25 protein-coding genes and 1 pseudogene are annotated in these 23801 nt (G+C 69.2%); 11 read left to right on the top strand and 15 right to left on the bottom strand.

What is annotated here, in order from left to right; translation table 11 throughout:
- The first annotated feature begins 96 nt into the window (after positions 1–96).
- Positions 97–510, top strand: coding sequence for a pyridoxamine 5'-phosphate oxidase family protein (locus tag AB5J55_RS22870; RefSeq protein WP_369272453.1), 414 nt, complete (start codon positions 97–99; stop codon positions 508–510).
- 202 nt (positions 511–712) lie between these two features.
- On the opposite strand, the gene AB5J55_RS22865 is transcribed toward AB5J55_RS22870, so the two are convergent.
- Entirely contained in the window at positions 713–1048 is a 336-nt protein-coding gene (locus AB5J55_RS22865) for a hypothetical protein (RefSeq protein WP_369272452.1), read from the bottom strand.
- Between the two features lie 373 nt (positions 1049–1421).
- Here AB5J55_RS22865 and AB5J55_RS22860 point away from each other — a divergent pair, with 373 nt between their 5' ends.
- Positions 1422–2366: a helix-turn-helix transcriptional regulator gene (locus AB5J55_RS22860; RefSeq protein WP_369272451.1), complete on the top strand. Its 945-nt coding sequence runs from the start codon at positions 1422–1424 to the stop codon at positions 2364–2366.
- 61 nt (positions 2367–2427) lie between these two features.
- Here the strand turns inward: AB5J55_RS22860 and AB5J55_RS22855 are convergent, their stop codons facing one another.
- Positions 2428–3498, bottom strand: a complete 1071-nt coding sequence (locus AB5J55_RS22855) for a LuxR C-terminal-related transcriptional regulator (RefSeq protein WP_369272450.1) — start codon at positions 3496–3498, stop codon at positions 2428–2430.
- A gap of 739 nt (positions 3499–4237) precedes the next feature.
- A complete protein-coding gene (locus AB5J55_RS22850; RefSeq protein ID WP_369272449.1) occupies positions 4238–5368 on the bottom strand; it encodes a sugar ABC transporter substrate-binding protein in 1131 nt (376 codons plus the stop codon).
- A gap of 440 nt (positions 5369–5808) precedes the next feature.
- On the opposite strand from AB5J55_RS22850, the gene AB5J55_RS22845 reads away from it, so the two are divergent.
- Positions 5809–6321 carry a hypothetical protein gene (locus AB5J55_RS22845; protein ID WP_369272448.1) on the top strand — a complete coding sequence of 171 codons (513 nt, stop codon included), beginning with the start codon at positions 5809–5811 and terminating at the stop codon, positions 6319–6321.
- A gap of 110 nt (positions 6322–6431) precedes the next feature.
- Positions 6432–6947: a hypothetical protein gene (locus AB5J55_RS22840; RefSeq protein ID WP_369272447.1), complete on the top strand. Its 516-nt coding sequence runs from the start codon at positions 6432–6434 to the stop codon at positions 6945–6947.
- 62 nt (positions 6948–7009) lie between these two features.
- On the opposite strand, the gene AB5J55_RS22835 is transcribed toward AB5J55_RS22840, so the two are convergent.
- The 5 genes from AB5J55_RS22835 to AB5J55_RS22815 form a co-directional block, all read right to left on the bottom strand.
- Positions 7010–7456, bottom strand: a complete 447-nt coding sequence (locus AB5J55_RS22835; protein WP_037706704.1) for a heat shock protein transcriptional repressor HspR — start codon at positions 7454–7456, stop codon at positions 7010–7012.
- 5 nt (positions 7457–7461) lie between these two features.
- Entirely contained in the window at positions 7462–8646 is a 1185-nt protein-coding gene (gene dnaJ, locus AB5J55_RS22830) for a molecular chaperone DnaJ (protein ID WP_369272446.1), read from the bottom strand.
- A 42-nt stretch (positions 8647–8688) separates the two neighbouring features.
- The gene (gene grpE / locus AB5J55_RS22825) at positions 8689–9333 is read right to left on the bottom strand and encodes a nucleotide exchange factor GrpE (RefSeq protein ID WP_328425405.1); all 645 of its coding nucleotides are present in this window, start codon (positions 9331–9333) and stop codon (positions 8689–8691) included.
- Positions 9333–11183 (bottom strand): molecular chaperone DnaK, encoded by a 1851-nt coding sequence (dnaK, locus tag AB5J55_RS22820; protein ID WP_369272445.1) that lies wholly within the window; start codon positions 11181–11183, stop codon positions 9333–9335. Before dnaK ends, grpE begins: the two co-directional genes overlap by 1 nt.
- Positions 11184–11277: 94 nt before the next feature.
- On the bottom strand, positions 11278–12342 hold the full coding sequence (locus AB5J55_RS22815) for an MraY family glycosyltransferase (protein ID WP_369272444.1): 1065 nt from the start codon (positions 12340–12342) through the stop codon (positions 11278–11280).
- Between the two features lie 204 nt (positions 12343–12546).
- Here AB5J55_RS22815 and AB5J55_RS22810 point away from each other — a divergent pair, with 204 nt between their 5' ends.
- Positions 12547–14841, top strand: coding sequence for a (Fe-S)-binding protein (locus AB5J55_RS22810; protein ID WP_369272443.1), 2295 nt, complete (start codon positions 12547–12549; stop codon positions 14839–14841).
- Positions 14842–14962: 121 nt separating this feature from the next.
- Positions 14963–15268 (top strand): zinc-ribbon domain-containing protein, encoded by a 306-nt coding sequence (locus AB5J55_RS22805; RefSeq protein WP_369272442.1) that lies wholly within the window; start codon positions 14963–14965, stop codon positions 15266–15268.
- 5 nt (positions 15269–15273) lie between these two features.
- Here AB5J55_RS22805 and AB5J55_RS22800 read toward each other — a convergent pair whose 3' ends face one another.
- Together AB5J55_RS22800 and AB5J55_RS22795 are read right to left on the bottom strand one after the other, a co-directional pair.
- Positions 15274–15993 (bottom strand): DUF2637 domain-containing protein, encoded by a 720-nt coding sequence (locus tag AB5J55_RS22800; protein WP_369272441.1) that lies wholly within the window; start codon positions 15991–15993, stop codon positions 15274–15276.
- A 374-nt stretch (positions 15994–16367) separates the two neighbouring features.
- On the bottom strand, positions 16368–17054 hold the full coding sequence (locus AB5J55_RS22795) for an ankyrin repeat domain-containing protein (protein ID WP_369272440.1): 687 nt from the start codon (positions 17052–17054) through the stop codon (positions 16368–16370).
- A 414-nt stretch (positions 17055–17468) separates the two neighbouring features.
- Here AB5J55_RS22795 and AB5J55_RS22790 point away from each other — a divergent pair, with 414 nt between their 5' ends.
- From AB5J55_RS22790 to AB5J55_RS22780, 3 genes and pseudogenes are all read left to right on the top strand, one after another.
- Positions 17469–17648 (top strand): DUF2975 domain-containing protein, encoded by a 180-nt coding sequence (locus AB5J55_RS22790; RefSeq protein WP_369272439.1) that lies wholly within the window; start codon positions 17469–17471, stop codon positions 17646–17648.
- A pseudogene (locus AB5J55_RS22785) lies at positions 17648–17849 on the top strand (helix-turn-helix domain-containing protein). Before AB5J55_RS22790 ends, AB5J55_RS22785 begins: the two are co-directional and overlap by 1 nt.
- A 56-nt stretch (positions 17850–17905) precedes the next feature.
- The gene (locus AB5J55_RS22780; RefSeq protein WP_369272438.1) at positions 17906–18409 is read left to right on the top strand and encodes a GNAT family N-acetyltransferase; all 504 of its coding nucleotides are present in this window, start codon (positions 17906–17908) and stop codon (positions 18407–18409) included.
- Here AB5J55_RS22780 and AB5J55_RS22775 read toward each other — a convergent pair.
- Both AB5J55_RS22775 and AB5J55_RS22770 read right to left on the bottom strand, forming a co-directional pair.
- Entirely contained in the window at positions 18388–19116 is a 729-nt protein-coding gene (locus tag AB5J55_RS22775) for an SDR family oxidoreductase (protein ID WP_369272437.1), read from the bottom strand. The genes AB5J55_RS22780 and AB5J55_RS22775 overlap by 22 nt on opposite strands.
- A gap of 98 nt (positions 19117–19214) precedes the next feature.
- Entirely contained in the window at positions 19215–19883 is a 669-nt protein-coding gene (locus tag AB5J55_RS22770) for a nitroreductase (protein WP_369272436.1), read from the bottom strand.
- Between the two features lie 154 nt (positions 19884–20037).
- Here AB5J55_RS22770 and AB5J55_RS22765 point away from each other — a divergent pair, with 154 nt between their 5' ends.
- Complete coding sequence (locus tag AB5J55_RS22765; protein WP_369272435.1) at positions 20038–20688, top strand: FMN-dependent NADH-azoreductase; 651 nt, start codon at positions 20038–20040, stop codon at positions 20686–20688.
- Between the two features lie 116 nt (positions 20689–20804).
- On the opposite strand, the gene AB5J55_RS22760 is transcribed toward AB5J55_RS22765, so the two are convergent.
- Positions 20805–21290 (bottom strand): MarR family winged helix-turn-helix transcriptional regulator, encoded by a 486-nt coding sequence (locus AB5J55_RS22760; RefSeq protein WP_369272434.1) that lies wholly within the window; start codon positions 21288–21290, stop codon positions 20805–20807.
- Positions 21291–21347: 57 nt separating this feature from the next.
- Entirely contained in the window at positions 21348–22034 is a 687-nt protein-coding gene (locus tag AB5J55_RS22755) for a DUF5701 family protein (RefSeq protein ID WP_369272433.1), read from the bottom strand.
- A gap of 321 nt (positions 22035–22355) precedes the next feature.
- Between AB5J55_RS22755 and AB5J55_RS22750 the strand changes: the two genes are divergently transcribed.
- Complete coding sequence (locus tag AB5J55_RS22750; protein WP_369276265.1) at positions 22356–23618, top strand: FG-GAP repeat domain-containing protein; 1263 nt, start codon at positions 22356–22358, stop codon at positions 23616–23618.
- Positions 23619–23656: 38 nt separating this feature from the next.
- Here AB5J55_RS22750 and AB5J55_RS22745 read toward each other — a convergent pair whose 3' ends face one another.
- Positions 23657–23800, bottom strand: a complete 144-nt coding sequence (locus AB5J55_RS22745) for a hypothetical protein (protein WP_369272432.1) — start codon at positions 23798–23800, stop codon at positions 23657–23659.
- Position 23801: the final 1 nt, after the last annotated feature.

Here is a 23801-nt window from a genome sequence, read left to right as displayed (position 1 = left end):
AGCGTCTCCCAGTACTGACTGAGTCAGCGTACACAAAGTTGAGTCTATTCCACTCAAGGTAGTCCAGGGCGGCTTGGGAGGGCTAGGTTCCGGGCCATGGCCGCATACCCCCAGGATCCCGGCGCGCCGGACGCGCCGTACCTCACCTTCTGGCAGGAGAGACACCTGTGCACTCTGACGACTCTGCGCCCGGACCTCACCCCGCATGTCGTACCCGTCGGAGTGACATACGACCCTGAGGCGCGGCTTGCTCGGGTGATCACGAACAAGTCCAGCGCGAAGGTGGGCCATGTACGGGCCGCCGGCCCGGACGGCGCCCGGGTCGCGGTCTGCCAGGTGGACGGACGGCGGTGGGCAACGCTGGAGGGCCTGGCGCACGTCCGGAACGATCCCGACCGGGTCGCGGAGGCGGTACGCCGGTACGCGGAGCGGTACGGGCGCATGCCGCGGCCGAATCCCGACCGCGTGGTGATCGAGATCGAACTGACGCGGGCGATGGGACAGGGGTGAACCCGGGTGAGCCCTGAGGCGGGCTCCCGGAGTCCGGGTTCCAGATGGCTGGATACCGGGTGACCGGTTTCGGCCACCGCCGGAACAGGGGGATACGGGTGAATGTCCCCCGGAAACTGCAGCGGCGTCACCGTGTTCAGGTCACGGTGACGCCGCTGCGGGGGGAAGCACCTGAGCGATCTGTTACGACGGGGGAATCGCGTCAGGCACTGCGGGGGGTGGCTGAGATGGTCCTTGGGGCCGGGGCCTCCGGTTCCACCAGGCGGTGGTCGCGCTGATCGAGATTGACGAAGATCATTCCGTACCGGATGGCACACCTGACGGGTTGCGGCGCCCCCCGAGGCCGCCGCAGACAGCGGTAAGCCCGCACGTCCTCGTCCTCGTCCCGCGTGACGACCACCGGCTCCCCGAAGACGGTCACCATCAACGAGTCACCGGAGTGGGGGATCGCGGTGACCAGGTCGATGAAGTGCCAGCCGGAGCGGTAGGCGGTGGCCATTTCTCGGCGGAAGGAGCGGTCGTCGGGTGGGGTGGTCATGCCGACTCCTGCTCGCCGCTGCTCGCCACGGCGTTGGCCGGCCACGAACTGTCCTTGGCGATCGTGACAGTCTGGGACTGGGTGGGCCAGCTACTGTCCGCTCGCGAGTCGCTCTTCGCTTCCGAGAGGCCACTCAGGACTCCGAAGGCCACAACGGTGGAGAAGGCGGCGACAAGAATCGAGCGAAGCATTCTGTTCCGCATAGTCGGCTTCGTCCTCACTTGAAGGTCCCCTCTTCCCCCGTCGAGTAAGACGATGGCTCATTCGGGCACTTCATGGCCACACGATCGGTGCATCATGTTCCTGCATGTTCAGGACCCTGGGGGGTGGAGATTTGGTGACGAATCAGACTAAAGCGATACATCCCCATGCGATGACCGAGATGTGCGCGGAAGGTGGCCGACTCTATGCGAACGCGCTGCGCACGGGACGTATCGCACGCACCGACGTGGAGTCCGTCCCCTGTCTGATGGAGTTCGCTCTGCTCTATCCGGATGCGGACGACCCGAACTGGCTGCGTCCCGTTCCGGCGTCGGTCGCTCTGGCTCAGCGGCTCAATCCCATCGAGCGGGAGATTTCCGACCGCAGGCGGCTGTCCGTCGAGCTGGCCGACGCACTCCAGCCATTCATGGACCTCAGCGCTCAGGTGACGGGGGGCACGCACTCCATCACTGTGCTGGAGGGCGGGGAGCGGATCAACGCCGCCCTCAACCTGGCCACGGCCCAGTGCCAGACCGAAATGCTCACGGTCCAGCCGAGCAACCGCATCTCGGAGAGCAGCTTGTTGCAGGGCCTGGAGCGGGACCGGCCGCTGATCGAACGCGGCGTGCGCATAAGGACCCTCTACCAGCACACGGTGCGCTACAACCCGGGGAAGCTGGCCTACGTCGCGCAGCTCTCGGACGGCAAGGTGGAGTACCGCACCATCGACGAGCTGGTCGAGCGCCTCATCATCTGCGACGAGTCGGTCGCCTTCATCCCCACCCGCGACGACCAGCAGGTGGCCCTGGAGCTGCGCCAGCCCGGACTCATCCGCTACCTGATCAAGGTCTTCGAGTTCATGTGGAGCCGCGCGGTTCCGCTGACCGAGCACGCGCCCTACGAGACCGCGCCGGACGGCATCACGGAGATCCAGCACTCCATCGCCAAGCTCCTCGTGGAGGGACACGTCGACGAGGCGATCGCCCGCCGGCTGGGCATGAACGTGCGCACCTGCCGGGCCCACATCGCCAAGCTGGCCACCGCGCTGGGCAGTGGGAGCCGTGCTCAACTCGGCTTCCTCATCGCACAGTCCGGAATCCTCGACAACGAGAACTGAGCGACGGGGTACCGTGAGGAATCGGTTCGGGCTCAGCCGGTTCGGGCTCAACCCGGCTGTCTCACCGGCCGGTCGGGGACTCCTGACCGGGTAGCCCGGGCACCCGGGGAACCCCGGCCACGCTGATCACCGCGGCTCCCGACGACGACGCCCGCGAGCGGTCCAGGCCCACCTGGGCGATACGGACGCCGAGTTGTGTACGACTCGCCGCGCCCAGCGTTTCCGACAGGCGCGCGATGTGCGCACGGCACGTCCGTACGCTTATCCCCAGCCGCTCCGCGATCACCGCGTCCTGGTGACCCTCGGCGAGCAGCGCCGCGATGGACTGTTCGCGGTGGGAAATGCCCTCGATGCCGGTGTCGGGCAGGGGCGCGGTCAGCGGGATCGCGAGGCGCCACAGCCGCTCGAAGACCGTGACCAGGTAGTTCACCAGCGCCGGATGCCGCAGTTCCAGTGCCATCGTGCGGTCGGCGTTCGCCGGGACGAAGGCCACCGTGCGGTCGAAGAGGATCAGCCGGTCGATCACCTCGTCCAGCGTGCGGGCCTCCACCGAATCGCCCATCAGTTCAAGGTAGTTCAGCAGGCCCTGACCGTGCCGCGCCACGTGCGTGTACAGGTCGCGCATCCGCACGCCGCGCCCCCGCAGCTCCATCGCCCGGTGCAGCCCCTCCGTCAGCTCGTGCTCGGGACGGATGCCGCCGGGCTGCACGGTCAGCACCTGGCTGGTGCACGCCTGCGTCGCCTCGTCCAGCGCGCCCTGGATGCGCGAGTCACCGTCCAGGACCCGGATCGCCGTGCCCTCGACGCCGGACGCCTGGGGCAGCTGCGGCCCGAGCCCGGCGTACCACTCGAACGCCGCCACCGCCGAGCCCACCCGCCGCTGGCTCGCGCTGACCTCGTCGTACACCCCGCGCAGCAGCCGTGTCATGACCTCCTGCGGGGCGGTCGGCACCAGCCAGTCCATGTCGTCGGGGTCGGGATGCAGCAGCGCCAGGTCCAGCAGGCAGGGCACCGGCTCCGCGTCCCGGCGCGGCACGCGGCCGCGCCGTACGGCCCGGGAGTACACGCGATCCCCCGCGTCGCACAGTCGGTCGGCACCGTGGGGATGCTCCTCGGTCCCGTGCCCGGCCATCGCCCCATCCACCCCCGGTTCTTGCCTTTCGCCGGCTCGCTCACCTCCGGAGCGCGGTGTCGACCTCTGCCGGGACACCCGGGCCGGGCGTGGCCCTGGTCGACAGGCCCACCGTGCTCGGCCCGTCGGGCCTACGGTTCGCTCGCGCTTCCGCAGCGCAACTATGCGCGGACCGGCCGTGCTCCGCAACACGGCTCCCGCCGGGACGGACGCCGTAAACCACCGGTACACCCCGGTTTTTCCCGGCCTCCGTCCGTCGAGTTGCAACAAGCTGGGGGTGTAATCCCGGCCTTTGCGCTGTGCGCTGCAAAGCGCGCCGGCGGGCCGGGCGGCCCGGGCGATGACCGACAGGGGGTGCCGTCTGCCTTCGAGCACGGCGTCGCGCCCTGGGCGCCCCGGCTCGGCGATCGGATGCCCCGGCAGCCTCAGCGCGGCCAAGGCGGGCCACGTCACACTCGCGAACGCGTCGGGAGCGGCATCGCCGACGACAAGCTCCTCCACGCCTGCGTCGGCGACCTGATCCGGCACCCCTCACCGAGGAACCGGGCCGCCCCGGCGTCGAGCTCTACCGCCCGACGGGCCGGAACAGTTGGACGACGCCCTCGGCAGACCGGGGCGGCCCGTCGAACGCACTCGCAAAGCAGACCCTTCACCGTCGGCGACGGCACCACGCACCGGAGAACGAGACAGGGCCCGCCGGAAGACCGGCGGACCCTGTCCGCTGAACCGTGCCTGCGCCCTACTTGGTGAGCCCGGCCCCCGCACACGCGGACTTGTACTCGCCCGTGCAGATCTCCGACAGCTCGTAGATCCCGTCGGCGAGGACGGTCTGCTTGATGTTGTTCTTGGTCAGGGCGACCACCGGGACCAGCAGGGCCGGGATGTCCTTGGCGGTCGGGCTGTCGACCTGGTCCTGGGTGAGGGAGTCGAACTGGATGTCCTTGCCCTGAACCTTGGCCACGGCCATCTCCGCGGCGCTCTCGGCCTCCTGCGGGTACGACTTGTACACGCTCATGTACTGCTGGCCGCTCAGGATCCGCTGGACGGCGTCCAGTTCGGCGTCCTGTCCGGTGATCGGCGGCAGGTCGGTCACGCCCTCGGCCTGCAGGGCCTTGATGATGCCGCCGGCCATGCCGTCGTTGGCGGAGTAGACGCCCTTGATGTTGTTCGCGCCGATGGCCTTGATCGCCTCGGTCATGTTGGCCTGGGCGTTCTCCGGCTTCCAGTCCTTGGTGTCGTACCTCTTGGCGATGTCCACCGAGCCGTTGAGCTCGGAAAGGGCGCCCGCCTTGAACTGCTTGGCGTTCGGGTCGGTGGGCGACCCGTTCATCATGACGATCTTGTCGGACGAGTCGACGTTCGGGCCCATGGCCTCCATGAGGGAGCGGCCCTGCACCTCGCCGACCAGCTCGTTGTCGAAGGAGACGTACGCGTCGATCGGTCCCTCGGCCAGGCGGTCGTAGGCGATGACCGGGATGCCGGCGTCCTTGGCCTTCTGCACGCCGTCGGCTATCGCGTGGGCGTCCACGGCGTCCAGAAGGATCACGTCGACCTGGTCGTTGATCATCTGCTGGAGCTGGTTCGCCTGCTTCTCGGCGTCCGCGTCCGCGTTGCGGTAGTCGACCTGGCCCTGCTTGTCGGTGAGCTCCGCGACCTTGTTCTTGATGATGGGGTAGTCGAACTTGTCGTAGCGCGTGTTCGCCGTCTCCGGCAGCAGCAGCCCCACGGTGACGTCGTCGCCCTTGGTCGGGCTCGCCTCACTGCTGTCCCCGGTGACGCCCAGTGCCCCACACGCTGCCAGCGAGAGGGTCATCGTGGACGCGGCGGCCACGGCGGTGGCAGTACGGCGCAGGGGGCGCAAGGGACGCATAGAGGAGCTCACTTCTGGTGCCTTCGGGACACGGGCGCGCCATTGCGCCCAGATGACTGAAAAGCCAACGCGTCGACCGCCCCCACCGTCAAGCGGAATCACTTAACGAGTGCGCAACACCACGCTCCGCTGACCATGTAAAGACATGGCGAAACATATCGCATCACCCGTTACACCCCCTCCACCGATCCTTTGATCGAACACGCTTCCAAGATCCGTACAACCAACCCCATTCGCCACGAGTCCTGTTCAGGACGACGCCCACCTGTCGTCCCGCACTCGACCAGAGGATCGAATGAACCCAGCCAGACGCACGACCGCCGCAGCCGCGGCGACGGTCGCGCTTCGGCTCCGGTGGCCCCTTCTCCCTCTCGGCCTCCGGCCTGGACGGCATCCGGGTCTACATCGACGGCTCCCGCAAGATCGACCTGTGGAAGAACGTGTCGACGACCGTCTCCAATCCGGCCGGGGGCACGGGCGGGCTGCTGGTCGAGTGGGACGCGGGCGACGAGGGCGAACAGGTCTGCCACGGCAGCCTGGTGGACTACGTCTCCCCCTCCGAGACCTCCTGCGCGTACACCACGCGCCCGGACGGCGACGAGGTCTGCTTCTTCGTCGACGCCGTGGACGACGAGGGGAACTCCGCCATCAAGTGGAGCGACGATCTGGTCGAGGCCGTGCGCGCGACGGAGCTCGACATGACGCCGAGCGTGCCGACGCCCGACGGCTCGCCGTTGCATCTGACGGCTTCGGGTGCCGAGGGCGACGAGGGCAACCAGCTCGTGTGGTCCGGCCTCGGCGCGGGCGAGGAGGAGTCCGCCGACCCGGCGGAGAGCTTTCGCGTCTATCGCTGGAACCCCGCCTCCGCCGCGTACGGGAAGCTCGCCGAGCTCCCGGCCGGCGCCTTCACGTACTTCGACACGGGCGCGCGGCGCGGCACCACGTCGTTCTAACTGGGTCACGGGTGTGCAGGCCGACGGCATCGAGTCCACCCCCGCGGGCGACTGGACGGTGACCGCACCCGCCACCTGACCGACCGACCCGAGCTGCGAAGATCACCCGCATGACCGTCATCACCGAGACCCTCGTCGAGGACAGCCGGTTCGGCACGTTGACCGTCCGTCTGGACACCGAGCTCGGCGAAGTCGTCGTCGAGGGCGCGGCGGTACCGCGGATCGTGCTGACCCGGTCCGCCGGCATCGAGGCCGAGGAGCACATCCCCGTCGGCACCCGGGCCGGCGACCGGCTCACGCTCACCGTGGACGGCACGCAGGCGGACGTGCGCCCGGCGAAGGGGCGGCTGACACGGCGTTCGTACGCGGTCGACGTCCGGCACGCCGGCCATGTCTGGCGGCTGCTGCCCGACTCCGTGCCGGACAGCCGCCTCCTGCGCGACGGGCGGCGCCTCGGCGAGTTCACCTCCCAGGGCAACGGCGAGGTCTCGGCCGAGTGGCGCGCGGACGCGGCCCCGGAGGCCATGGACGTGAGCGTGGGCTACGCCCTCGCAGCGGGATTCGGCACGGGGGCACAGCCGATGTGGATGCTGGTCGTGGACGCGATCGGGGATCTGATTCCCTGACGCGGTGGTGGCATGGGAAAGGGGCCCGGAGAGTTCTCCGGGCCCCTTTCCGCTGCGTGTCGCTAGTCCTTGGCCTTCTTCGGCCGCCACACCACCAACGCGCTGGTCTGCTGCACCTCCTGGTACGGCACCAGATCGCGGCGGTACGACGCGTGCACCGCAGCCTCGCGCTGCTGCATCGCCGCCGCGGCTCCTTCGACGGCGGCCTGGAGTTCGGCCACCCGGGACTGGAGCGCGGCGACCTGGTTCTCCAGTTCGATGATGCGCTTGATGCCGGCGAGGTTGATGCCCTCGTCCTGCGACAACTGCTGGACGGTGCGCAGCAGTTCGATGTCACGGGCCGAGTAACGGCGCCCCCGGCCCGCGGTGCGGTCCGGAGACACCAGGCCCAGGCGGTCGTACTGGCGCAGGGTCTGCGGGTGCAGGCCGGACAGCTGGGCCGCCACCGAGATGACGTAGACCGGGGTCTCCTCGGTCAGTTCATACGGGTTGCGTCGACGACCGTCCATCTGACTCATGCTCCCTTCGCGGCCTGGAACAGCTCCGCCCGCGGGTCCTCATCCGCGGTCGCCTCGCGATACGCCTCGAGCGCGTCACGAGCCTTCCCCGTCAGGTCCTTCGGAACACTCACTTCGACGGTGACCAGAAGGTCGCCGCGGGTGCCGTCCTTGCGGACCGCGCCCTTGCCCCGCGCCCGCATGGTGCGGCCGTTGGGCGTGCCGGGCGGCAGTTTCAGGGTGACCGGCGGTCCGCCCAGGGTGGGAACCCTGACCTCGCCGCCGAGGGCCGCCTCCGTGAAGGTCACGGGGACGGTCACCGTGAGGTTGTCCTCCTTGCGGCCGAACACCGGGTGCGCGTCGACGTGCACGGTGACGTACAGGTCGCCGGAGGGGCCGCCGCGCTCGCCGGGTGCGCCCTTGCCGCGCAGGCGGATGCGCTGGCCGTCCGACACCCCGGCGGGGATGCGGACCTGCATGGTGCGCGAGGACTTCGCCCTGCCGCTGCCCTTGCAGTCCATGCAGGGATGCTCGGCGATCAGGCCGCGCCCCTTGCAGTCCGGGCACGGGTCGGTGAGGGAGAAGCCGCCGCCCGAGCCCCGCGCCACCTGGCCGGTACCGACGCAGGTAGGGCACACCCGCGGCGTGCCGTTCTTGTCGCCGGTGCCCGCGCAGGCCTTGCACGGTGACTGCGAGGACATCCGCAGCGGGACCGTCGCACCTTCGATCGCCTCGGTGAAGCTGAGGTTGACCTCGGTGTCGATGTCCTGGCCGCGCCGGGGCTGGGTACGGGTCGTACCCGTGCCGCCGCGGTTGAACAGGCCCCCGAAGACGTCGCCGAGTCCGCCGCCGAAGCCGCCGGCTCCTCCTTGGCCGCCGCCCTGGGCGCCGCCTCCGAAGAGGTCGCCCAGGTCGAAGTTGAAGGAACCGCCCGCGCCGCCCGGTCCCGGGCGGAAGCCGCCGTTGCCGAACAGGGCGCGAGCCTCGTCGTACTCCTTGCGCTTCTTGGGGTCGCCGAGGACGTCGTTCGCCTCGGAGATCTCCTTGAAACGCTCCTCCGCCTTGGCGTTGCCCTTGTTGGCGTCCGGGTGGTTCTCGCGGGCGAGCTTCCGGTACGCCTTCTTGATCTCGGCCTCGGTGGCGTCCTTGGGGACGCCGAGGACCTTGTAGAAGTCCTTCTCGATGAAGTCCTTGGTGCTCATCCTCGACGTGCCCCCTTCCCGTAGTCCCTCGTCAGTTCAACGTCAGCCCTCGTCCGGGCCACCGCTCTCCTTGTCGTCGGCCGCCTCGGCAGACTCCTCCTTGACGGTCTGCGCGCCCGGCTGGGGCTCGGCGACGGCCACCCGCGCGGGGCGGATGGTGCGCTCGCCGATGCGATACCCGGGCTGCAGGATCGCCACGCAGGTCGTCTCGGTGACGTCCGGCGCGTAGGAGTGCATCAGCGCCTCGTGGATCGTCGGGTCGAAGGGCTCGCCCTCCTTGCCGAACGCCTGCAGTCCCATCTTCGCCGCGACGGTCTCCAGCGACTCCGCGACGGACTTGAATCCGCCGACGAGTTCGCCGTGTTCACGCGCGCGGCCGATGTCGTCGATCACGGGCAGGAGTTCGGTCAGGAGGTTCGCGATGGCGATCTCCTTGACCGTGATCCGGTCCCGCTCCACGCGGCGGCGGTAGTTCTGGTACTCGGCCTGGAGCCGCTGGAGGTCCGCCGTGCGCTCACCGAGCGCCGTACGCACCTGGTCCAGCTGGGCCACCAGGCCCGGGTCTGCTGCTCCGTCCCCGGCCGGGGCCGCCCCTTCCTGAGGGGCGGCCTTCGACTCGGCGTCGTCAGGGGTCGCGCCGGAGGGGACGTCGGGCTTCTCCTCGAAGCCCGGGGTCTCCTCCGTCATTACGCGGCACCGTCCTTGCGCTCGTCGTCCACGATCTCGGCGTCGACGACGTCGTCGTCAGCGGCCTTGCCGCCCGGGGCAGCGCCCTCCGGACCGCCGGCAGCGCCCTGCGCGGCCTGGGCGTCGGCGTACATGGCCTGGCCGACCTTCTGCGAGACCGCGGCGACCTTCTCGGTGGCGGTGCGGATCTCGGCGGTGTCCTCGCCCTTGAGCGCGGTCTTCAGCTCCTCGACGGCGGCCTCGACCTCGGTCTTGACCTCGCCGGGGACCTTGTCCTCGTTGTCCTTGAGGAACTTCTCCGTCTGGTAGACGAGCTGCTCGCCCTGGTTGCGGGACTCGGCGGCCTCGCGGCGGGCGTGGTCCTCCTCCGCGTACTTCTCGGCCTCTTCGCGCATCCGGTTGACCTCGTCCTTCGGCAGCGAGGAGCCACCGGTGACGGTCATCTTCTGCTCCTTGCCCGTGCCGAGGTCCTTCGCGGTCACGTGCATGATGCCGTTGGCGTCGATGTCGAAGGCGACCTCGATCTGCGGGACACCGCGCGGGGCCGGCGGCAGACCGGTCAGCTCGAACATGCCGAGCTTCTTGTTGTACGCCGCGATCTCGCGCTCGCCCTGGTAGACCTGGATCTGCACGGACGGCTGGTTGTCCTCGGCCGTCGTGAAGATCTCGGACCGCTTGGTCGGGATCGTGGTGTTGCGCTCGATGAGCTTGGTCATGATGCCGCCCTTGGTCTCGATACCGAGGGACAGCGGGGTCACGTCGAGGAGCAGGACGTCCTTGACCTCACCCTTGAGGACACCGGCCTGCAGGGCGGCGCCGATGGCGACGACCTCGTCCGGGTTGACGCCCTTGTTGGCGTCCTTGCCGCCGGTCAGCTCGCGCACCTGCTCGGCGACGGCGGGCATACGGGTGGAGCCACCGACGAGGACGACGTGGTCGATCTCGTTGATGGAGACGCCGGCGTCCTTCATGACGTTGAAGAACGGGGTCTTGCAGCGCTCCAGGAGGTCCGCGGTCAGCTGCTGGAACTGAGCCCGGGTGAGCTTCTCGTCCAGGTGCAGCGGGCCCTCGGCGGAGGCGGTGATGTAGGGCAGGTTGATCGAGGTCTCGGTGGACGAGGACAGCTCGATCTTGGCCTTCTCGGCAGCCTCACGCAGACGCTGCAGGGCCATCTTGTCCTTGGCGAGGTCCACGCCGTGACCGGACTTGAACTGCTGAACCAGGTAGTCGACGACGCGCTGGTCCCAGTCGTCACCACCGAGGTGGTTGTCACCGTTGGTGGCCTTCACCTCGACGACGCCGTCGCCGATCTCCAGGAGGGACACGTCGAAGGTGCCGCCACCGAGGTCGAAGACGAGGATCGTCTGGTCGTCCTTGTCGAGGCCGTACGCCAGCGCGGCCGCGGTGGGCTCGTTGACGATGCGAAGGACGTTCAGACCGGCGATCTCGCCGGCCTCCTTCGTCGCCTGGCGCTCGGAGTCGTTGAAGTACGCCGGGACGGTGATGACCGCGTCGGTCACCTTCTCGCCCAGGTAGGACTCGGCGTCGCGCTTCAGCTTCTGGAGGATGAAGGCGGAGATCTGCTGCGGGTTGAAGGGCTTCCCGTCCAGCTCCATCTTCCAGTCGGTGCCCATGTGGCGCTTCACGGACCGAATGGTCCGGTCCACGTTGGTGACCGCCTGACGCTTGGCGACCTCGCCGACGAGCACCTCGCCGTTCTTCGCGAAGGCGACGACGGACGGCGTGGTCCTGGCACCCTCGGCGTTGGTGATGACGGTGGGCTCGCCGCCTTCGAGAACGCTGACGACGGAGTTAGTCGTGCCCAGGTCGATGCCGACCGCACGTGCCATGGTTGATTCCTCCAGCTGACTTGAGTGGAACGGACTCAAGTGTGCATGACGGCTCGCGACCGGTCAACAGAGCTGAGTCGACCTCACTCAACTCTTATCCGTTCCTTACACGCAACTGGGCTCCGACCTGCGACGATCTGGCCTGCGCGGGCGGGCGAACAGCACCCCCTACGGGAAAAGAGGGTTGACGCCGAGGCCCGTACGGCTTGATGTGGAGCATCGCGAATACGGTGACGAGGGCACCCACTCCCACCCAGAACGCCCCGGACCGCGCCATCCATCCCATGTGCACGAGGACGCCGACGAGCACCCCGGAGAAGCCCGCGACCCCCAGCAGGACGGTCCCACCCTGCGGGGTGAGGCCGACCCGGCGCAAACGATGGGCGAAATGGTCGGGCCCGCCCCGCAGCAGCGGCCGTCCGGCCAGTCGGCGGGACAGCGCCACGAGGAGTACGTCGGCGGTGGCGAGGGAGGTGAGCGAGTAGAGCACGGCCGCGCTCGACACGGGGTCGTGCCCGGCCCGGGTGATGACGGCGGACGCGGCCAGCACGAACCCGACGAACAGCGACCCGCACGCCCCGAGCCCGATCCGCGCGGGATGCCAGTTGTGCATGAGGAACCCGGTCAGGGCGGCCGCCAGCACGCTCAGCAGCACCGCGAGTTCGTCCATCACCTCGACCGCCGCGCAGATCCCGAGGCCGAAGGCGGTGAGCACCCCGACGGTGCCGGCCAGCGCGTCCGCGTGGTCGAGCGCCTTGAACCCGATGGCCACGAGAACGATCCAGCCGACGGCCACCAGTCCCAGCAGGATCCCGGTGTCGCCGTACGGCACCACGCAGGCCGCCGCCACCGCCGTACCGCCGATCAGGAACCGCGCCTTCACCCGCCGCACGTCGGCGACCAGCCCGAGCGCGGCGACGGCGCCCGCGGCGACCACCAGCCGCATGACCTCCGAGCCCAGCGGGGCGAACCGCGTCCACTCCCCGGCGGCGGCCACCAGGCAGGTCACGAGCGCGACGGCGACACCGCCGAGCAGGGGCAGCGGCCGCTGGCGCCGGCGGTCGACGATGCCGAAGCGCAGGGCGGGCAGCCGGAGCAGCGCCGCGAGCAGGGCGGCGAGCAGGAGGGCGGTGGTGGCGGCGGCGATCCCGTAAAGCACGGGGATAGGTTAGTGCCGTATATCCCTTTTCGTGATGAATAACACGATCGGTTCTTAAGGCAACCCTCAGCGACTCACATCACTCCGCGCCTGGCTACAGTGCGGTTGAAGATGGGGGTAGTCTCAGACGGACTGCATAAGTTACCGCTTAGTAATGTCGAGGACCCCCTCGAACCACCCCTCGCAGGCCCGAGGAGCCCCGAAATGCAACTCGCCGCGATCATCGTGTCGCTGGTTCTGATCGTGGTCGGCGTGGCCCTGTTCGCGCGCGCCATCCTTCAGATCTACAACTTCATGCGGCTCGGCCAGAACGTGCCCGCGGGCACCCGCACGGACGAGCCGGTGCAGCGCACCGTCACCGTGGCCAGGGAGTTCCTCGGCCACACCCGGATGAACCGCTGGGGCATCGTGGGTGTCGCGCACTGGTTCGTGGCGGTGGGCTTCTTCTCGCTGCTGCTGACGATCGTCAACGCCATCGGCCAGCTGTTCAAGGCCGACTGGATCCTGCCGGTCATCGGCGACTGGGCGCCGTACAACGTCTTCGTCGAGTTCCTCGGCACCATGACGGTTCTCGGCATCCTCACGCTGATCGTGATCCGCCAGCTGAGCCGGCCGGGCAAGGCGGGCCGCAAGTCCCGCTTCGCCGGGTCCAACACCGGCCAGGCGTACTTCGTCGAGAGCGTCATCCTCATCGTCGGCGTCTGCATCTTCATGCTGCACGCACTGGAGGGCGCCCAGCACCACGTGGACGGCTACGAGGCGTCGTTCTTCATCTCGTACCCGGTGGTGTCGTGGCTCGAGGGCATGGACATCTCCACGCTCCAGAACCTCACCTACCTCTTCGCCGGCCTGAAGATCGCGACCTCCTTCATCTGGATGATCACGGTCGCCCTGAAGACCGACATGGGTGTGGCCTGGCACCGCTTCCTGGCGTTCCCGAACATCTGGTTCAAGCGCAACGCCGCCGGTGAGACCTCGCTGGGCGCGCTGCTGCCGATGACCTCCGGCGGCAAGCCGATCGACTTCACCGACCCCGGTGAGGACGACGTCTTCGGTGTCTCCCAGGTCGAGCAGTTCTCCTGGAAGGGACTGCTGGACTTCTCCACCTGCACCGAGTGCGGCCGCTGCCAGTCGCAGTGCCCCGCCTGGAACACGGGCAAGCCCCTCTCCCCCAAGCTGCTGATCATGTCGCTGCGCGACCACGCGCACGCCAAGGCGCCGTACCTGCTGGCCGGCGGCGGCAAGTCGATGGAGGGCGAGGAGAAGGCCTCCGAGGAGCAGCTCAAGGACGTCCCCGCGGCCGCGCTCGCCGAGGCCGAGCGTCCGCTGATCGGCACCGCCGAGGAGAACGGCGTCATCGACCCGGACGTCCTGTGGTCCTGCACCACCTGCGGCGCCTGCGTCGAGCAGTGCCCGGTGGACATCGAGCACATCGACCACATCGTCGACATGCGCCGCTACCAGGTGATGATCGAGAGCGCGTTCCCGTCCGAGGCGGGCACGATGCTCAAGAACCTGGAGAAGAAGGGCAACCCCTGGGGCCTGGCGAAGAAGCAGCGCCTGGAGTGGCTGAAGGAAGTCGACTTCGAGGTGCCGGTCGTCGGCAAGGACATCGAGGACCTCACCGAGGTCGAGTACCTGTACTGGGTCGGCTGCGCCGGCGCCCTGGAGGACCGCGCCAAGAAGACCACCAAGGCCTTCGCGGAGCTGCTGCACATGGCGGGCGTCAAGTTCGCGATCATGGGCGGCGACGAGAAGTGCACCGGTGACTCCGCCCGCCGCCTCGGCAACGAGCCCCTGTTCCAGGAGCTCGGCATGGAGAACGTCATGGCCCTGAACATGGCGTTCGGCGAGGAGATGGACGACGAGGGCAAGGTGACCGAGGAGTCCCGCAAGCCCAAGTCGGCCAAGAAGATCGTCGCCACCTGCCCGCACTGCCTCAACACGATCGGCAACGAGTACCCGCAGATCGGCGGCGACTACGAGGTCATCCACCACACCCAGCTGCTCCAGCACCTGGTGGACGAGGGCAAGCTGGTCCCGGTGACCCCGGTCGAGGGCATCATCACGTACCACGACCCCTGCTACCTGGGCCGCCACAACAAGATCTACACGCCCCCGCGCGAGATCATCGCCAGCGTCCCGGGCATCCGCAACGAGGAGATGCACCGCCACAAGGAGCGCGGCTTCTGCTGTGGCGCCGGTGGTGCGCGGATGTGGATGGAGGAGCGGATCGGCAAGCGCATCAACAACGAGCGCGTCGACGAGGCCCTCTCGGTGAACCCGGACATCGTCTCGACGGCCTGCCCGTTCTGCCTGGTCATGCTCACGGACTCCGTGAACGGCAAGAAGAACGACGGCACGGCCAAGGAGTCCATCCAGGTCGTCGACGTCGCCCAGCTGCTGCTGGAGTCGGTCAAGGCCCCGGTCCCGGACGACGAGCCCCCGGCGGGCAGCGCCGAGGCGGAGAGCGAGCCGGAGCCCCAGCCCGTCAAGTAGCAACCGCCACGGCAGTCCCTACGGCAGTCCGACGCCCCCACGCCCCGCAGGGCCTGGGGGCGTCGCCGTACGCTCGACAGCTGTACTTTTGCGGCAGAACCCGCTCCGGAAGGACCACCTCGTGATCATCTTCGGCACCAAGGGCTACCTCTACCAGCTGGCGATACTGACGCTGGTGTGCGGCCAGTGCGGCAACCCCTCCGCGCACACGCTGCGCAAGCGCGTCACGAAGTTCACGCTGTTCTTCGTGCCGCTGTTCCCCGTCTCGACCAAGTACGCGACGCAGTGCACCTTCTGCGGCGCGGAGCAGAAGGTGACCGGCGAGCAGGCGGAGCAGCTGCAGGCGCAGGCCGCCACCGGCGGACAGCACGGCACCCACGGCGGTCAGCAGCCCTACGGCCGGCCGCAGCAGCCGTACCAGTCCTGAGCGGCCTACGGCTTCGGCTGCTTGGGTCCGTTCATCGCGTCGGCCGCGTGCCGGGGGCCGGGCCGTGACGAGAACTGTCCTACGAGTTCGCGGAAGCAGACCAGGGCGGTGATCGGCGGAATTCCGACGACCACCATCGCCAGCAGGGAATGCGCCGACTGGCCGATGCACAGCGCCACCGCGGTACCGGAGGAGATCAGCATGACGGCCCAGGAACGCCGGGCCGTCCGACGCTGAACGGAAGCCCGCAAGATGGACAGACCCGCCAGCAGCCACGGTCCATAGACCGTCAACGGCCACCAATGGGCCAGATTCGGCGACACCACCAGCAGCGCGATGGAGCGCAGCTGATCGTACGAATACGAAATGGACCAGGTGAGCATCGTGACCGCACACAGGGTGATGAGTGTGACCAGGACCCCGACGGTGAAGATCTTTGGGTTTCCGGCAAGGATGTGATTGCTGGGCTGAGGCCGCTTTCGATGGACCGGCCGGGGCGGGGGCCTGTCACGGTGCGCCTGCGGCGGGGTCGGAGCAGGAGCGGGAACAGGAGCGGCGGAAAGATCCAGGCCCTGCGTCGTGTTCAGCATCTGGGCCAGCTCTTCGTCCAGATCCCAGCCGCCCGACGACGAGATCGTCGCATCGGGGACATGCCACAGGTTCTGCATGTCGAGCTGCTGAGTGTAAAGAGGCTGTTCGTCTACCGCGTCATAATCGGCCCTCATTGCTAGAACTTTTCCCCTTCCATCGTGGCCCGGAGATATTCGCTCTCCATCCGGCTGATGGTTCTCAGGAAGTCCTCAAGCAGATCCGAGCAGTGCGTGATGCCTTCCGCAGTGGTCTGATCAGCTGCCTGAAGCGAGCGGAGCGGACGAGCCTCAGCTGCATGTTTTTCATGCCAAGTCACGCCCACCTAACGAGCACCGCACAGGGCAGGACATCTGGCATTCGGGGGAATATGCGTCAACGGTGATTATCCAAAATATCCAATGACCGGCCCCGTCCGGAGAAATTCAGACGATGCATGCAGATGTATGAAGATGTGTGACGCGGTGTTATCGAGGGACTTACGATTACCGGTTCCATTGGTCCGGGCAGGTCACAGCCGTTCGCCCTCCTGGAGGTACACCCCGTCCGCAGTCACACGATCCGTCCGCTCCGAGCCGCCGACGACGCGGCACCAGCTGTCCACGGTCAGCTCGGCGCCGCGCAGCCTGATGTGGAACCCGCCGTACATCCCCGGCACGGGGAACCAACAGTCGGGAACCTCGAGTTCGGTCAGCGCCTCGACCTCGGGCAGGCGCAGCGCGTGCCGGGTGGCCAGGTCCGAGCGACCGCCGCCGTCATCGCCGCCGCCCGACCGGTACCGAATGAGCCGGTGCAGGTGCTGTCGCAGCCCGGCGATGACGTCCTGGGGCAGGGCGTGCCGGATCTCCGGACGCAGGAGGGCGTCGAGGTGGTGGTGGCCGCGCGACACGGCGATGTCCAGGGGGCGGGTCGCGTCACTCGCCCGCAGCGTGCGGAAGGCACCGTACTCCAGGAGCCGCTCGACCGTTCCGGCACCGGTGCCGTGCCAGGCGGCCTGGTGCAGGGGCGCGTAGCCGCTACGGCCGTCCAGGCGCGCGCAGTTGGACCATTCGGGCTCCTTGTCGAGGACGTGGAAGGCGGTACGCCAGTCCCCGTCCCGGGCGGCGTCTGCGAGCCGGTCCCGCTCGGCCGCCCATTCGTCCTTCAGGGAGGACCGACGGGTGATCCCGTCCCATCGCGCAGTGCCGTCACCCTTCACGTCCGCGAGTGTAGGGATCTGGGATCGGGGGTCACGATCGAGGGGCGGCCCCATAGGTCCCGTACTGCGGAAGTCCCGCCGCCTCGAAGACATGTCCTATACAGGGGCACGTCGGATGTCTGTACCCCCTTTGACCTCTTACGGGGCGGGAACTCATCGACGGCTCCCGTCCCCCTGTTGATGGCCAGTGACATGGAGGGGGCTCCGCCCGGAGTACGCGTATCTGCGCGCCCCGCTGCTGACGATCGTGTTCCTGGGCGTGCTGACGGGCCAGGTGGCCGTGGTCTGCGGCTGGCGGCTGGCGGCTGGCGGCGATGGTGCGTCGCGGGACGGTGTTCTCCCACGGCGCCTTCCGCTACGTACACATCGTGATCGGCGCGATCGCGGCGGCCTCCCTCCCGGTGTTCTCGCTCGGTGTGTCCTGGCCCCGGCGAGGCGGTGGCTCCGGGCGTCGTCCTGCTGATCGGCGGGGTCGCCACGGCGGTGATGGGCGTGGCGCTCATCGTGCTCGTGCTGCGGATGCTGCTCGCCCAGGCCGTGGCGCGCGACGTCGAGGCGACGGCGATGCAAGCCGAGGTGGGGGCCGTGATCTGATGCCGATCGTCGTCGACATCGACGTGATGCCGGCCAAACGGAAGCTGTCCGTGGGCGAATTGGCAGACCGCGCCGGCATCACCCCCGCCAACCTGGCCGTACTCATGAACGGCCGCGCCCAAGGCCGTGCACTTCACCACCCTCGAGGCCCTCTGCGAGGTGCTCGAATGCCAGCCGGGGGCCTGCTGCGCCGGGAGGTGAATGGAGCGACGGACCTCTGACACCGGCCGGAGCCCCTGCGCGATAGCGTGCCGATCATGGCGGACTGGGGGCTTCGGCCGGCATCGGCGCGCGACGTCGAGGCGGTCGCCGCATTGCGCGCCGTGGTGCTGCGGGCGGATCTGGAGCGGCTCGGACGGTACGACGAGCGGCGGGTGCGGCAGCGGCTGCGGGACGGATTCGATCCGGCGCACACCTGGGTGATCGAGGCCGACGACGCTTTCGCCGGCTGCGTGGCGCTGCGACCGGCCGAGGACAGCCGGCGGCCGCAGCGACGGCAGGAGCGATGGCTGGAGCACTTCTACCTGGCCCCGCACCTTCAGGGCCGGGGTATCGGTTCGGACGTGTTGCGCGAACTGCTGGAGCGGTGTGACCGCGACGGCGTCCGCGTCCGGCTGAACGTACTGCAGGGCAGTCCGGCCCGACGGCTGTACGAGCGGCACGGGTTCACGGTCGGGACCGAGGATGCGGTGGACGTGTTCATGGTGCGCGAGCCGAACGGAGCGTCCGGTGCGAAGGGTCAGGAGAGCCAGTCGCTGTAGCGGGTGGGGGCCAGATGGGCTTCCTTGTCGGTGAGGACGTCGCCCTTGACGACGGCGAACATGCCGGCGGTGGGATCGGTGACGACCGTACGGCTGTCTCCCTTGTGGGCCAGAGTCGTACGGCCCAGCTCGTCCAGGGTGAAGACCTCGGGGCCGCCGATGTTGCGAATGCCGTTCAGCGGGGCGCCCACGGCGACGTCCGTCACTGCCCTCGCCACGTCCTTGGCGGCGATCGGCTGGATCGGCGTGGCGGGCAACCGGACGGTGTCGCCGTCGGCCGTCCAGGAGATGACGGCGTCGATGAATTCCATGAACTGCGTGGCCCGCACGATCGAGTAGGGGATCGGCCCGGCCGCGAGGACGCTCTCCTGGAGGGACTTGGCCCGGTAGTAGGCCAGCTCGGGCACCTGGTCCACGCCGACGATCGAGAGGATGACGAAGTGGGCGGCGCGGCCCTTGGCGGCCGCGGCCAGAAGGTTGTCCATCGAGGTCCGGAAGAAGGCCGGGGAGGCTTCGTCGAAGGTCGGGGAGTTCGTCAGGTTGACGACGACTTCGGCCCCCGCCACCGCCTCGTCCAGTCCCTGGCCGGTGATGACGTCGACGCCGGTGGACTGCGAGTGCGGCACCGCCTCGTGCCCGACGGCGTTCAGATTCCTGACGACCTGCGACCCGATCAGGCCGGTACCGCCGATGACCGCGAACTTCATGAGATGCCTTTCGTCGCGAGCGTCTTTGCAATGTGGCATGTGCAGCACTAGGTGGGCATGGCAAGAAAGCGCCGCCCGGCCGCTGAGCGCGGCCGCTGTCAGCAGCCGGGGACGAACGTGACCGTCTCCTCGAGCGGCGCCCGGCCCGTGCGGGCGTCGCGCACGGTGACGTCCTCGAATCCGATCGACATGCCGCAGAAGAGGATGAGCTCAGCCGGCGGCGCCAGCACCTCCGCGACGGTCTTGCGGTACTTCGCCCACGCCATCTGCGCGCAGCTGTGCAGTCCCTCGGCGCGCAGCAGAAGCATGACGGTCTGCAGATACATGCCGACGTCGGACCACTGCGCCGGCCCCATGTCACGGTCGAGGTAGCAGAACAGGGCTGCGGGCGCGCCGAAGCAGTCCCAGTTCGCGGCAGCGGCCCGTTGGCGCGCCTCCAGGTCCTCGCGGGGGATGCCGAGTCCGCCGTAGCGCTGCTCGCCGAAGGCGAATCGGCGCTCGCGGTACGGGGACTTCAGATCGGGCGGGTACTGCTCGTACTCCGGCTCGTCCCAGGGGTCACCCGACACCACACGTTCGCCGGCGCGCTTCTTGAGTCCGGCCAGCGGTGCGCCGGTCAGCACATAGGCGTGCCACGGCTGGACGTTCGACGCCGAGGGGGTCCAAGCCGCGGCGGTCAGCACCCGGGCCAGCACCTCCTTCGGGACCTGCCGGTCGGTGAACCCGCGCACTGCCCGTCGGCTCGTGACCGCCTCGTAGACGTCCAAGGTCGCCTGCCTCCTCTTTGCTCGGTGCGTCCGTCTCCGTTGCAGTCGCGACGGTATCATTCGATACTGTCTCGTGTTTAACTATGGTTGATCTCAAGCCATACCCGTCAGCCCCCGGCATCCCCGCCTCGGGCGCCCCCCTTGGAGAAAGCCCATGGCCACGCTGCTGCACATCGACTCGTCCGTGCTCCCCGGCGAGGCGTCCTCGTCCCGTTCGGTCGCGGCCGCCTTCCGTACGGCCTGGGAGGAGCAGCACCCGGAGGGGTCGGTGATCTACCGCGACCTCGCCGCCGACCCCGTCCCGCACATCACGGCCGGCGCCTGGTCCGCCGGCCAGACCGCCCCGTCGGAGCGCACCACGGAGCAGTCCGCCGCGTTCGCCGAGCGGGTGCGGCTCATCGAGGAACTGGAGGCGGCGGACGCCGTACTGATCGGCGCCCCGATGCACAACTTCTCGATCCCGTCGACCCTCAAGGCATGGCTGGACAACGTGCTCCTCCCCGGCCGCACCGCGGGCGAGAACCCTTCCGCACAGGGCACCCCGGTCACCGTCATCGCCAGCCGCGGCGGCTCGTACGCGCCGGGCACCCCGCGCGAGGGGTTCGAGTTCGTGCAGAACTACCTGGAAGCCGTCCTGAAGCGCACGCTCGGCCTGGACCTCGACTTCATCGTCCCGGAACTCACCATGGCCCCCCGCAACCCGGCCATGTCCGAACTGGTCCCCCTCTACGAGGCCTCCCGCACGCGCGCCTTCGCGGACGCGGCCGCCAAGGCCAGGGAAGTCGCGGAGCGCATCGCCGGGTGAGTGCCGCGTGCGTGCCGCTCGCGTGTCGGGGGATGACCGGCGGACGGGCGCGCTGCGGTGCACCCGTCCGTCGGTCTTCCTGTCCGTGCGCCCGTCGGGCGAGTGCGCCGGTGCGCTTACGCCTCGCCGTGCGCGGGATAGGCGAACCGGGTCAGCAGCTCCCTCAGCTGCTCGGCCTCGCCCGGTCGCAGTCCGGCGACCAGGCTCTGGGCCCGCGGCCCCGCCGCCACATGGGCCGCGTCGAAGAGCTCGATGCCCTGAGGCGTGATCTCCACCGCCCGCACCCGCCGGTCTCCGTGCACGGCCTTGCGTACGGCCAGCCCCTTGCGCTCCAGGTCGTCCACGACCCGCATGATTCCGGCCTTGTCCGTCCCGGTGGCCGCCGCCAGGTCCCGCTGCACCGTGGGCCCGCGGTCCACCAGCACGATGAGCACGGCGAAATGCCGCAACTCGATGCCGAGCGGCCGAAGCGCCTCCGTCATCACCGTCTGCGCGCGCCAGTGCGCCCGGCGCAGCAGCAGACCGAGAGCGAACGGCGACCCGTCACCGGGACGGTCGGTCGCACGCGAGGCGGCGGGCACAGCGGGAACGTCGGCGGGCATGAGGCCACACTACAGCGGCCGATTCACTCGAAACGGTATCAATTGAAACGAATGCGGCTACGACTCCTGCCGCTGAACCCCGCTGCCACGGCCCGTCGCCGATGCGAACCCCAGCCATGTGTGGCGGTTGCCCCACCAGCACCAGCCGACCTTCGGGGCATCGCGCCGCTCGCGGCCGTCACGTCCCGTGCCGTTGCTGATCCAGATCGCCGGAGTACGGGCGTCCAGGGTGCCGTTCGGCTTGCGCAGCCGGGAGCCGATGGTCATGAAGCAGCGGTTGCGCTCCAGGATCGGCGGCTGCTGGAGCACCCAGTGGATGCCCTCGTGGAGCAGCAGCGGACTGCGCCCCTCCGCGGTCAGGGCCGGCAGCGCCTCCTCCGGGCTCCAGTTGGCCATGCGGTCGCCGCGGTCGAGGCCGGTGACGACGTAGAGCGGCGCCTCGGGCAGCTCGGCGGTGTCGGGAGCGAAGTCGTCGACGTCGGGCATGTCGACGACGACGAAGCCGGGCTTGCCGTCACGGCGGAGCAGTGGGGCCAGGGCGGACGCGGGGACGCGGTCGGGGTGGACGGCTATGAGCGCATCGCCCTCTCCGCCCTCGGTGCCGCCGGCGTTCGCCGCGAAGGTGCGCAGTTCGTCGGCCGGTATCCCCGCGAGCTCATGCACCCCGAGCTCGATCAGGCGTGCCGCCTGGGTGGCGAGCGGCGGGAGGGAGGTCACGATGGCGTCGGACGAGGTTTCGGGCATGGTCCTCCTAGGTTCGCGGTTTCGGAGCAGCAGGCTTGAGGTCAACGCCACGGCCCACCGGAAACGTTCCCTGTGCGCCCTGCGCTCTCTGCGTTCGTTGCGCGCCCTGCGGACACTTTCAGCCAGACCGCACATCCCCCGCACCCCGCCCCCGCACAGGTCTGTCGCCCCGTCTCGAACGCGTGCATCATTACCCAGTTGTTGCCCCTGGTGTTGACGAGGTGAGCGGTGCGCGCGCGAAGAAGCGGGAAGTGCAGAGCGGCCGTGACGGGCACGTTCGGCACCGTCGGCACCGTAGGCAGGATCGCCACCCTCTCCGCCCTGGCCCTCGCCCTCCCGCTCACCGCCTGCGGTCCCACCCCCCACGACGACGCCAAGTCGGCCCGCCACACGCCCGTCCAGATAGCCGACGCCCCCGCCCAACTCCCCATCCCGCACGGCAAGGGCAGCGGGAAGCCCGCCGACTTCAACGGCGACGGCCACCGTGACCTGGTCCTCAACGACCTGGTCAAGGCGCAGGCCCACGCCGACGACGCGGGCATCGGCATCGTCTACGGCGGTGAGCACGGACCGACCCCGGGCGCACGGCAGTTGCTCAGCCCCCGACGCCAGGCGGCCCCGACCAAGGGCCAACTCCCGGCCGCCTTCGACGCGGAGGCGACCTGCGACCTGGACGGCGACGGCTTCACGGACCTGGTCGTCTCCACCGACCCGCCCTACGACGGCCAGGGGCAGCCCCCGGTGCCGTTGCAGATCCTCTACGGCTCCCCGGAGGGCCTCACCGGCAAGGCGGTCAAGCTCGCGATCCCGGCCCGCGCCCGCGTCGGCAACGACTGGCCCGACCAGCCCGTGTGCGGCGACTTCGACGGCGACGACGCGCAGGACCTCGTCGTCCACGCATCCGGCGGCCAACTGAGCTTCCTACGCGGCCCGTTCACCCGCAAGGGCGCCCCGCGCGCGGCGAGCGCCCCCATCGAGGCCCCCGGCAACGCCCCCAGGGGCCCGGCGGCCGACGTGAACGACGACGGATACGAGGACCTGGTGGTCCGTACGACGGAGGGCGCGGGCACATCGTCACTCGTCCTCGGCGGCCCGAACGGACCGACCCGCACCGGCGCCACCCTTCCCTCCGGCATCGACGTGGCCCTCGGCACCTTCGGCAAGGGCAAGGCTGCCCTCGACGCGGCGATCGGCACGATGGACGGAACGTCTCTGCGCTACGACCTCCCGGCAGCCACCGCCCGCGGCACGCTCGCCACCCCCGGCTCGGTACTGGACGCCGCCGACTTCGACGGCGACGGCCTGAGCGAACTCCTCTCCAGCGGAACCGAGTTGCGGATCCTCCGCGGCCGTACGGCAGGACTCACGGCGGCGGGCATGGTGACGGTGAAGCCGCCCGCCCGGGGCACCACGCGGGTCGTGACGGCCGCCGACTTCGACGGGGACGGGCGGGCGGACCTGGTGGTGCGGACGTACGTCGGCGAGACGAAGGACACGGTGGCGGTGTATCCGGGCGTGAAGGAGGGGCTGGTGGCGGCGGAGCCGTCGGTGCGGTTCTCCAGCTCGGAGTTCCTGGCACGGTAGCCGAGCCGAGGTCCGCCCTCGTCAGTCGGCTGCCCCCGTCAGTCGGCCACCCGGGCGCCGATGGCGCGGGCGCGGCGGCGTGCCTCGGGGCTGAGGCCTTTGCGGCGGGGGGACGTGCGGTAGTCGTAGGCGGTGGGCTGGGCAAGGTCCGAAAGTTTCTCGAACCCACGTACAACCCTCACG

It is taken from the genome of Streptomyces sp. R11 (genome assembly GCF_041051905.1).
In the GTDB taxonomy this organism is placed as follows: Bacteria; Actinomycetota; Actinomycetes; order Streptomycetales; family Streptomycetaceae; genus Streptomyces.
Note: the sequence above shows the minus strand (reverse complement) of the source record. Positions and strands in the feature narration are given on the sequence as shown.

Excerpts from the sequence above, each read along its gene's own strand:
- grpE (WP_328425405.1), bottom strand. The coding sequence starts at position 9,333 with ATGACGGAGGAGACCCCGGGCTTCGAGGAGAAGCCCGACGTCCCCTCC.
- dnaK (WP_369272445.1), bottom strand. The coding sequence starts at position 11,183 with ATGGCACGTGCGGTCGGCATCGACCTGGGCACGACTAACTCCGTCGTC.
- AB5J55_RS22775 (WP_369272437.1), bottom strand. The coding sequence starts at position 19,116 with ATGAAGTTCGCGGTCATCGGCGGTACCGGCCTGATCGGGTCGCAGGTC.
- AB5J55_RS22755 (WP_369272433.1), bottom strand. The coding sequence starts at position 22,034 with ATGCCCGAAACCTCGTCCGACGCCATCGTGACCTCCCTCCCGCCGCTC.
- AB5J55_RS22870 (WP_369272453.1), top strand. The coding sequence starts at position 97 with ATGGCCGCATACCCCCAGGATCCCGGCGCGCCGGACGCGCCGTACCTC.
- AB5J55_RS22855 (WP_369272450.1), bottom strand. The coding sequence starts at position 3,498 with ATGGCCGGGCACGGGACCGAGGAGCATCCCCACGGTGCCGACCGACTG.
- AB5J55_RS22840 (WP_369272447.1), top strand. The coding sequence starts at position 6,432 with ATGACCGTCATCACCGAGACCCTCGTCGAGGACAGCCGGTTCGGCACG.
- AB5J55_RS22865 (WP_369272452.1), bottom strand. The coding sequence starts at position 1,048 with ATGACCACCCCACCCGACGACCGCTCCTTCCGCCGAGAAATGGCCACC.
- AB5J55_RS22835 (WP_037706704.1), bottom strand. The coding sequence starts at position 7,456 with ATGGACGGTCGTCGACGCAACCCGTATGAACTGACCGAGGAGACCCCG.
- AB5J55_RS22810 (WP_369272443.1), top strand. The coding sequence starts at position 12,547 with ATGCAACTCGCCGCGATCATCGTGTCGCTGGTTCTGATCGTGGTCGGC.
- AB5J55_RS22800 (WP_369272441.1), bottom strand. The coding sequence starts at position 15,993 with ATGAGGGCCGATTATGACGCGGTAGACGAACAGCCTCTTTACACTCAG.
- AB5J55_RS22765 (WP_369272435.1), top strand. The coding sequence starts at position 20,038 with ATGGCCACGCTGCTGCACATCGACTCGTCCGTGCTCCCCGGCGAGGCG.
- AB5J55_RS22780 (WP_369272438.1), top strand. The coding sequence starts at position 17,906 with ATGGCGGACTGGGGGCTTCGGCCGGCATCGGCGCGCGACGTCGAGGCG.
- AB5J55_RS22850 (WP_369272449.1), bottom strand. The coding sequence starts at position 5,368 with ATGCGTCCCTTGCGCCCCCTGCGCCGTACTGCCACCGCCGTGGCCGCC.
- AB5J55_RS22860 (WP_369272451.1), top strand. The coding sequence starts at position 1,422 with ATGACCGAGATGTGCGCGGAAGGTGGCCGACTCTATGCGAACGCGCTG.
- dnaJ (WP_369272446.1), bottom strand. The coding sequence starts at position 8,646 with ATGAGCACCAAGGACTTCATCGAGAAGGACTTCTACAAGGTCCTCGGC.
- AB5J55_RS22760 (WP_369272434.1), bottom strand. The coding sequence starts at position 21,290 with ATGCCCGCCGACGTTCCCGCTGTGCCCGCCGCCTCGCGTGCGACCGAC.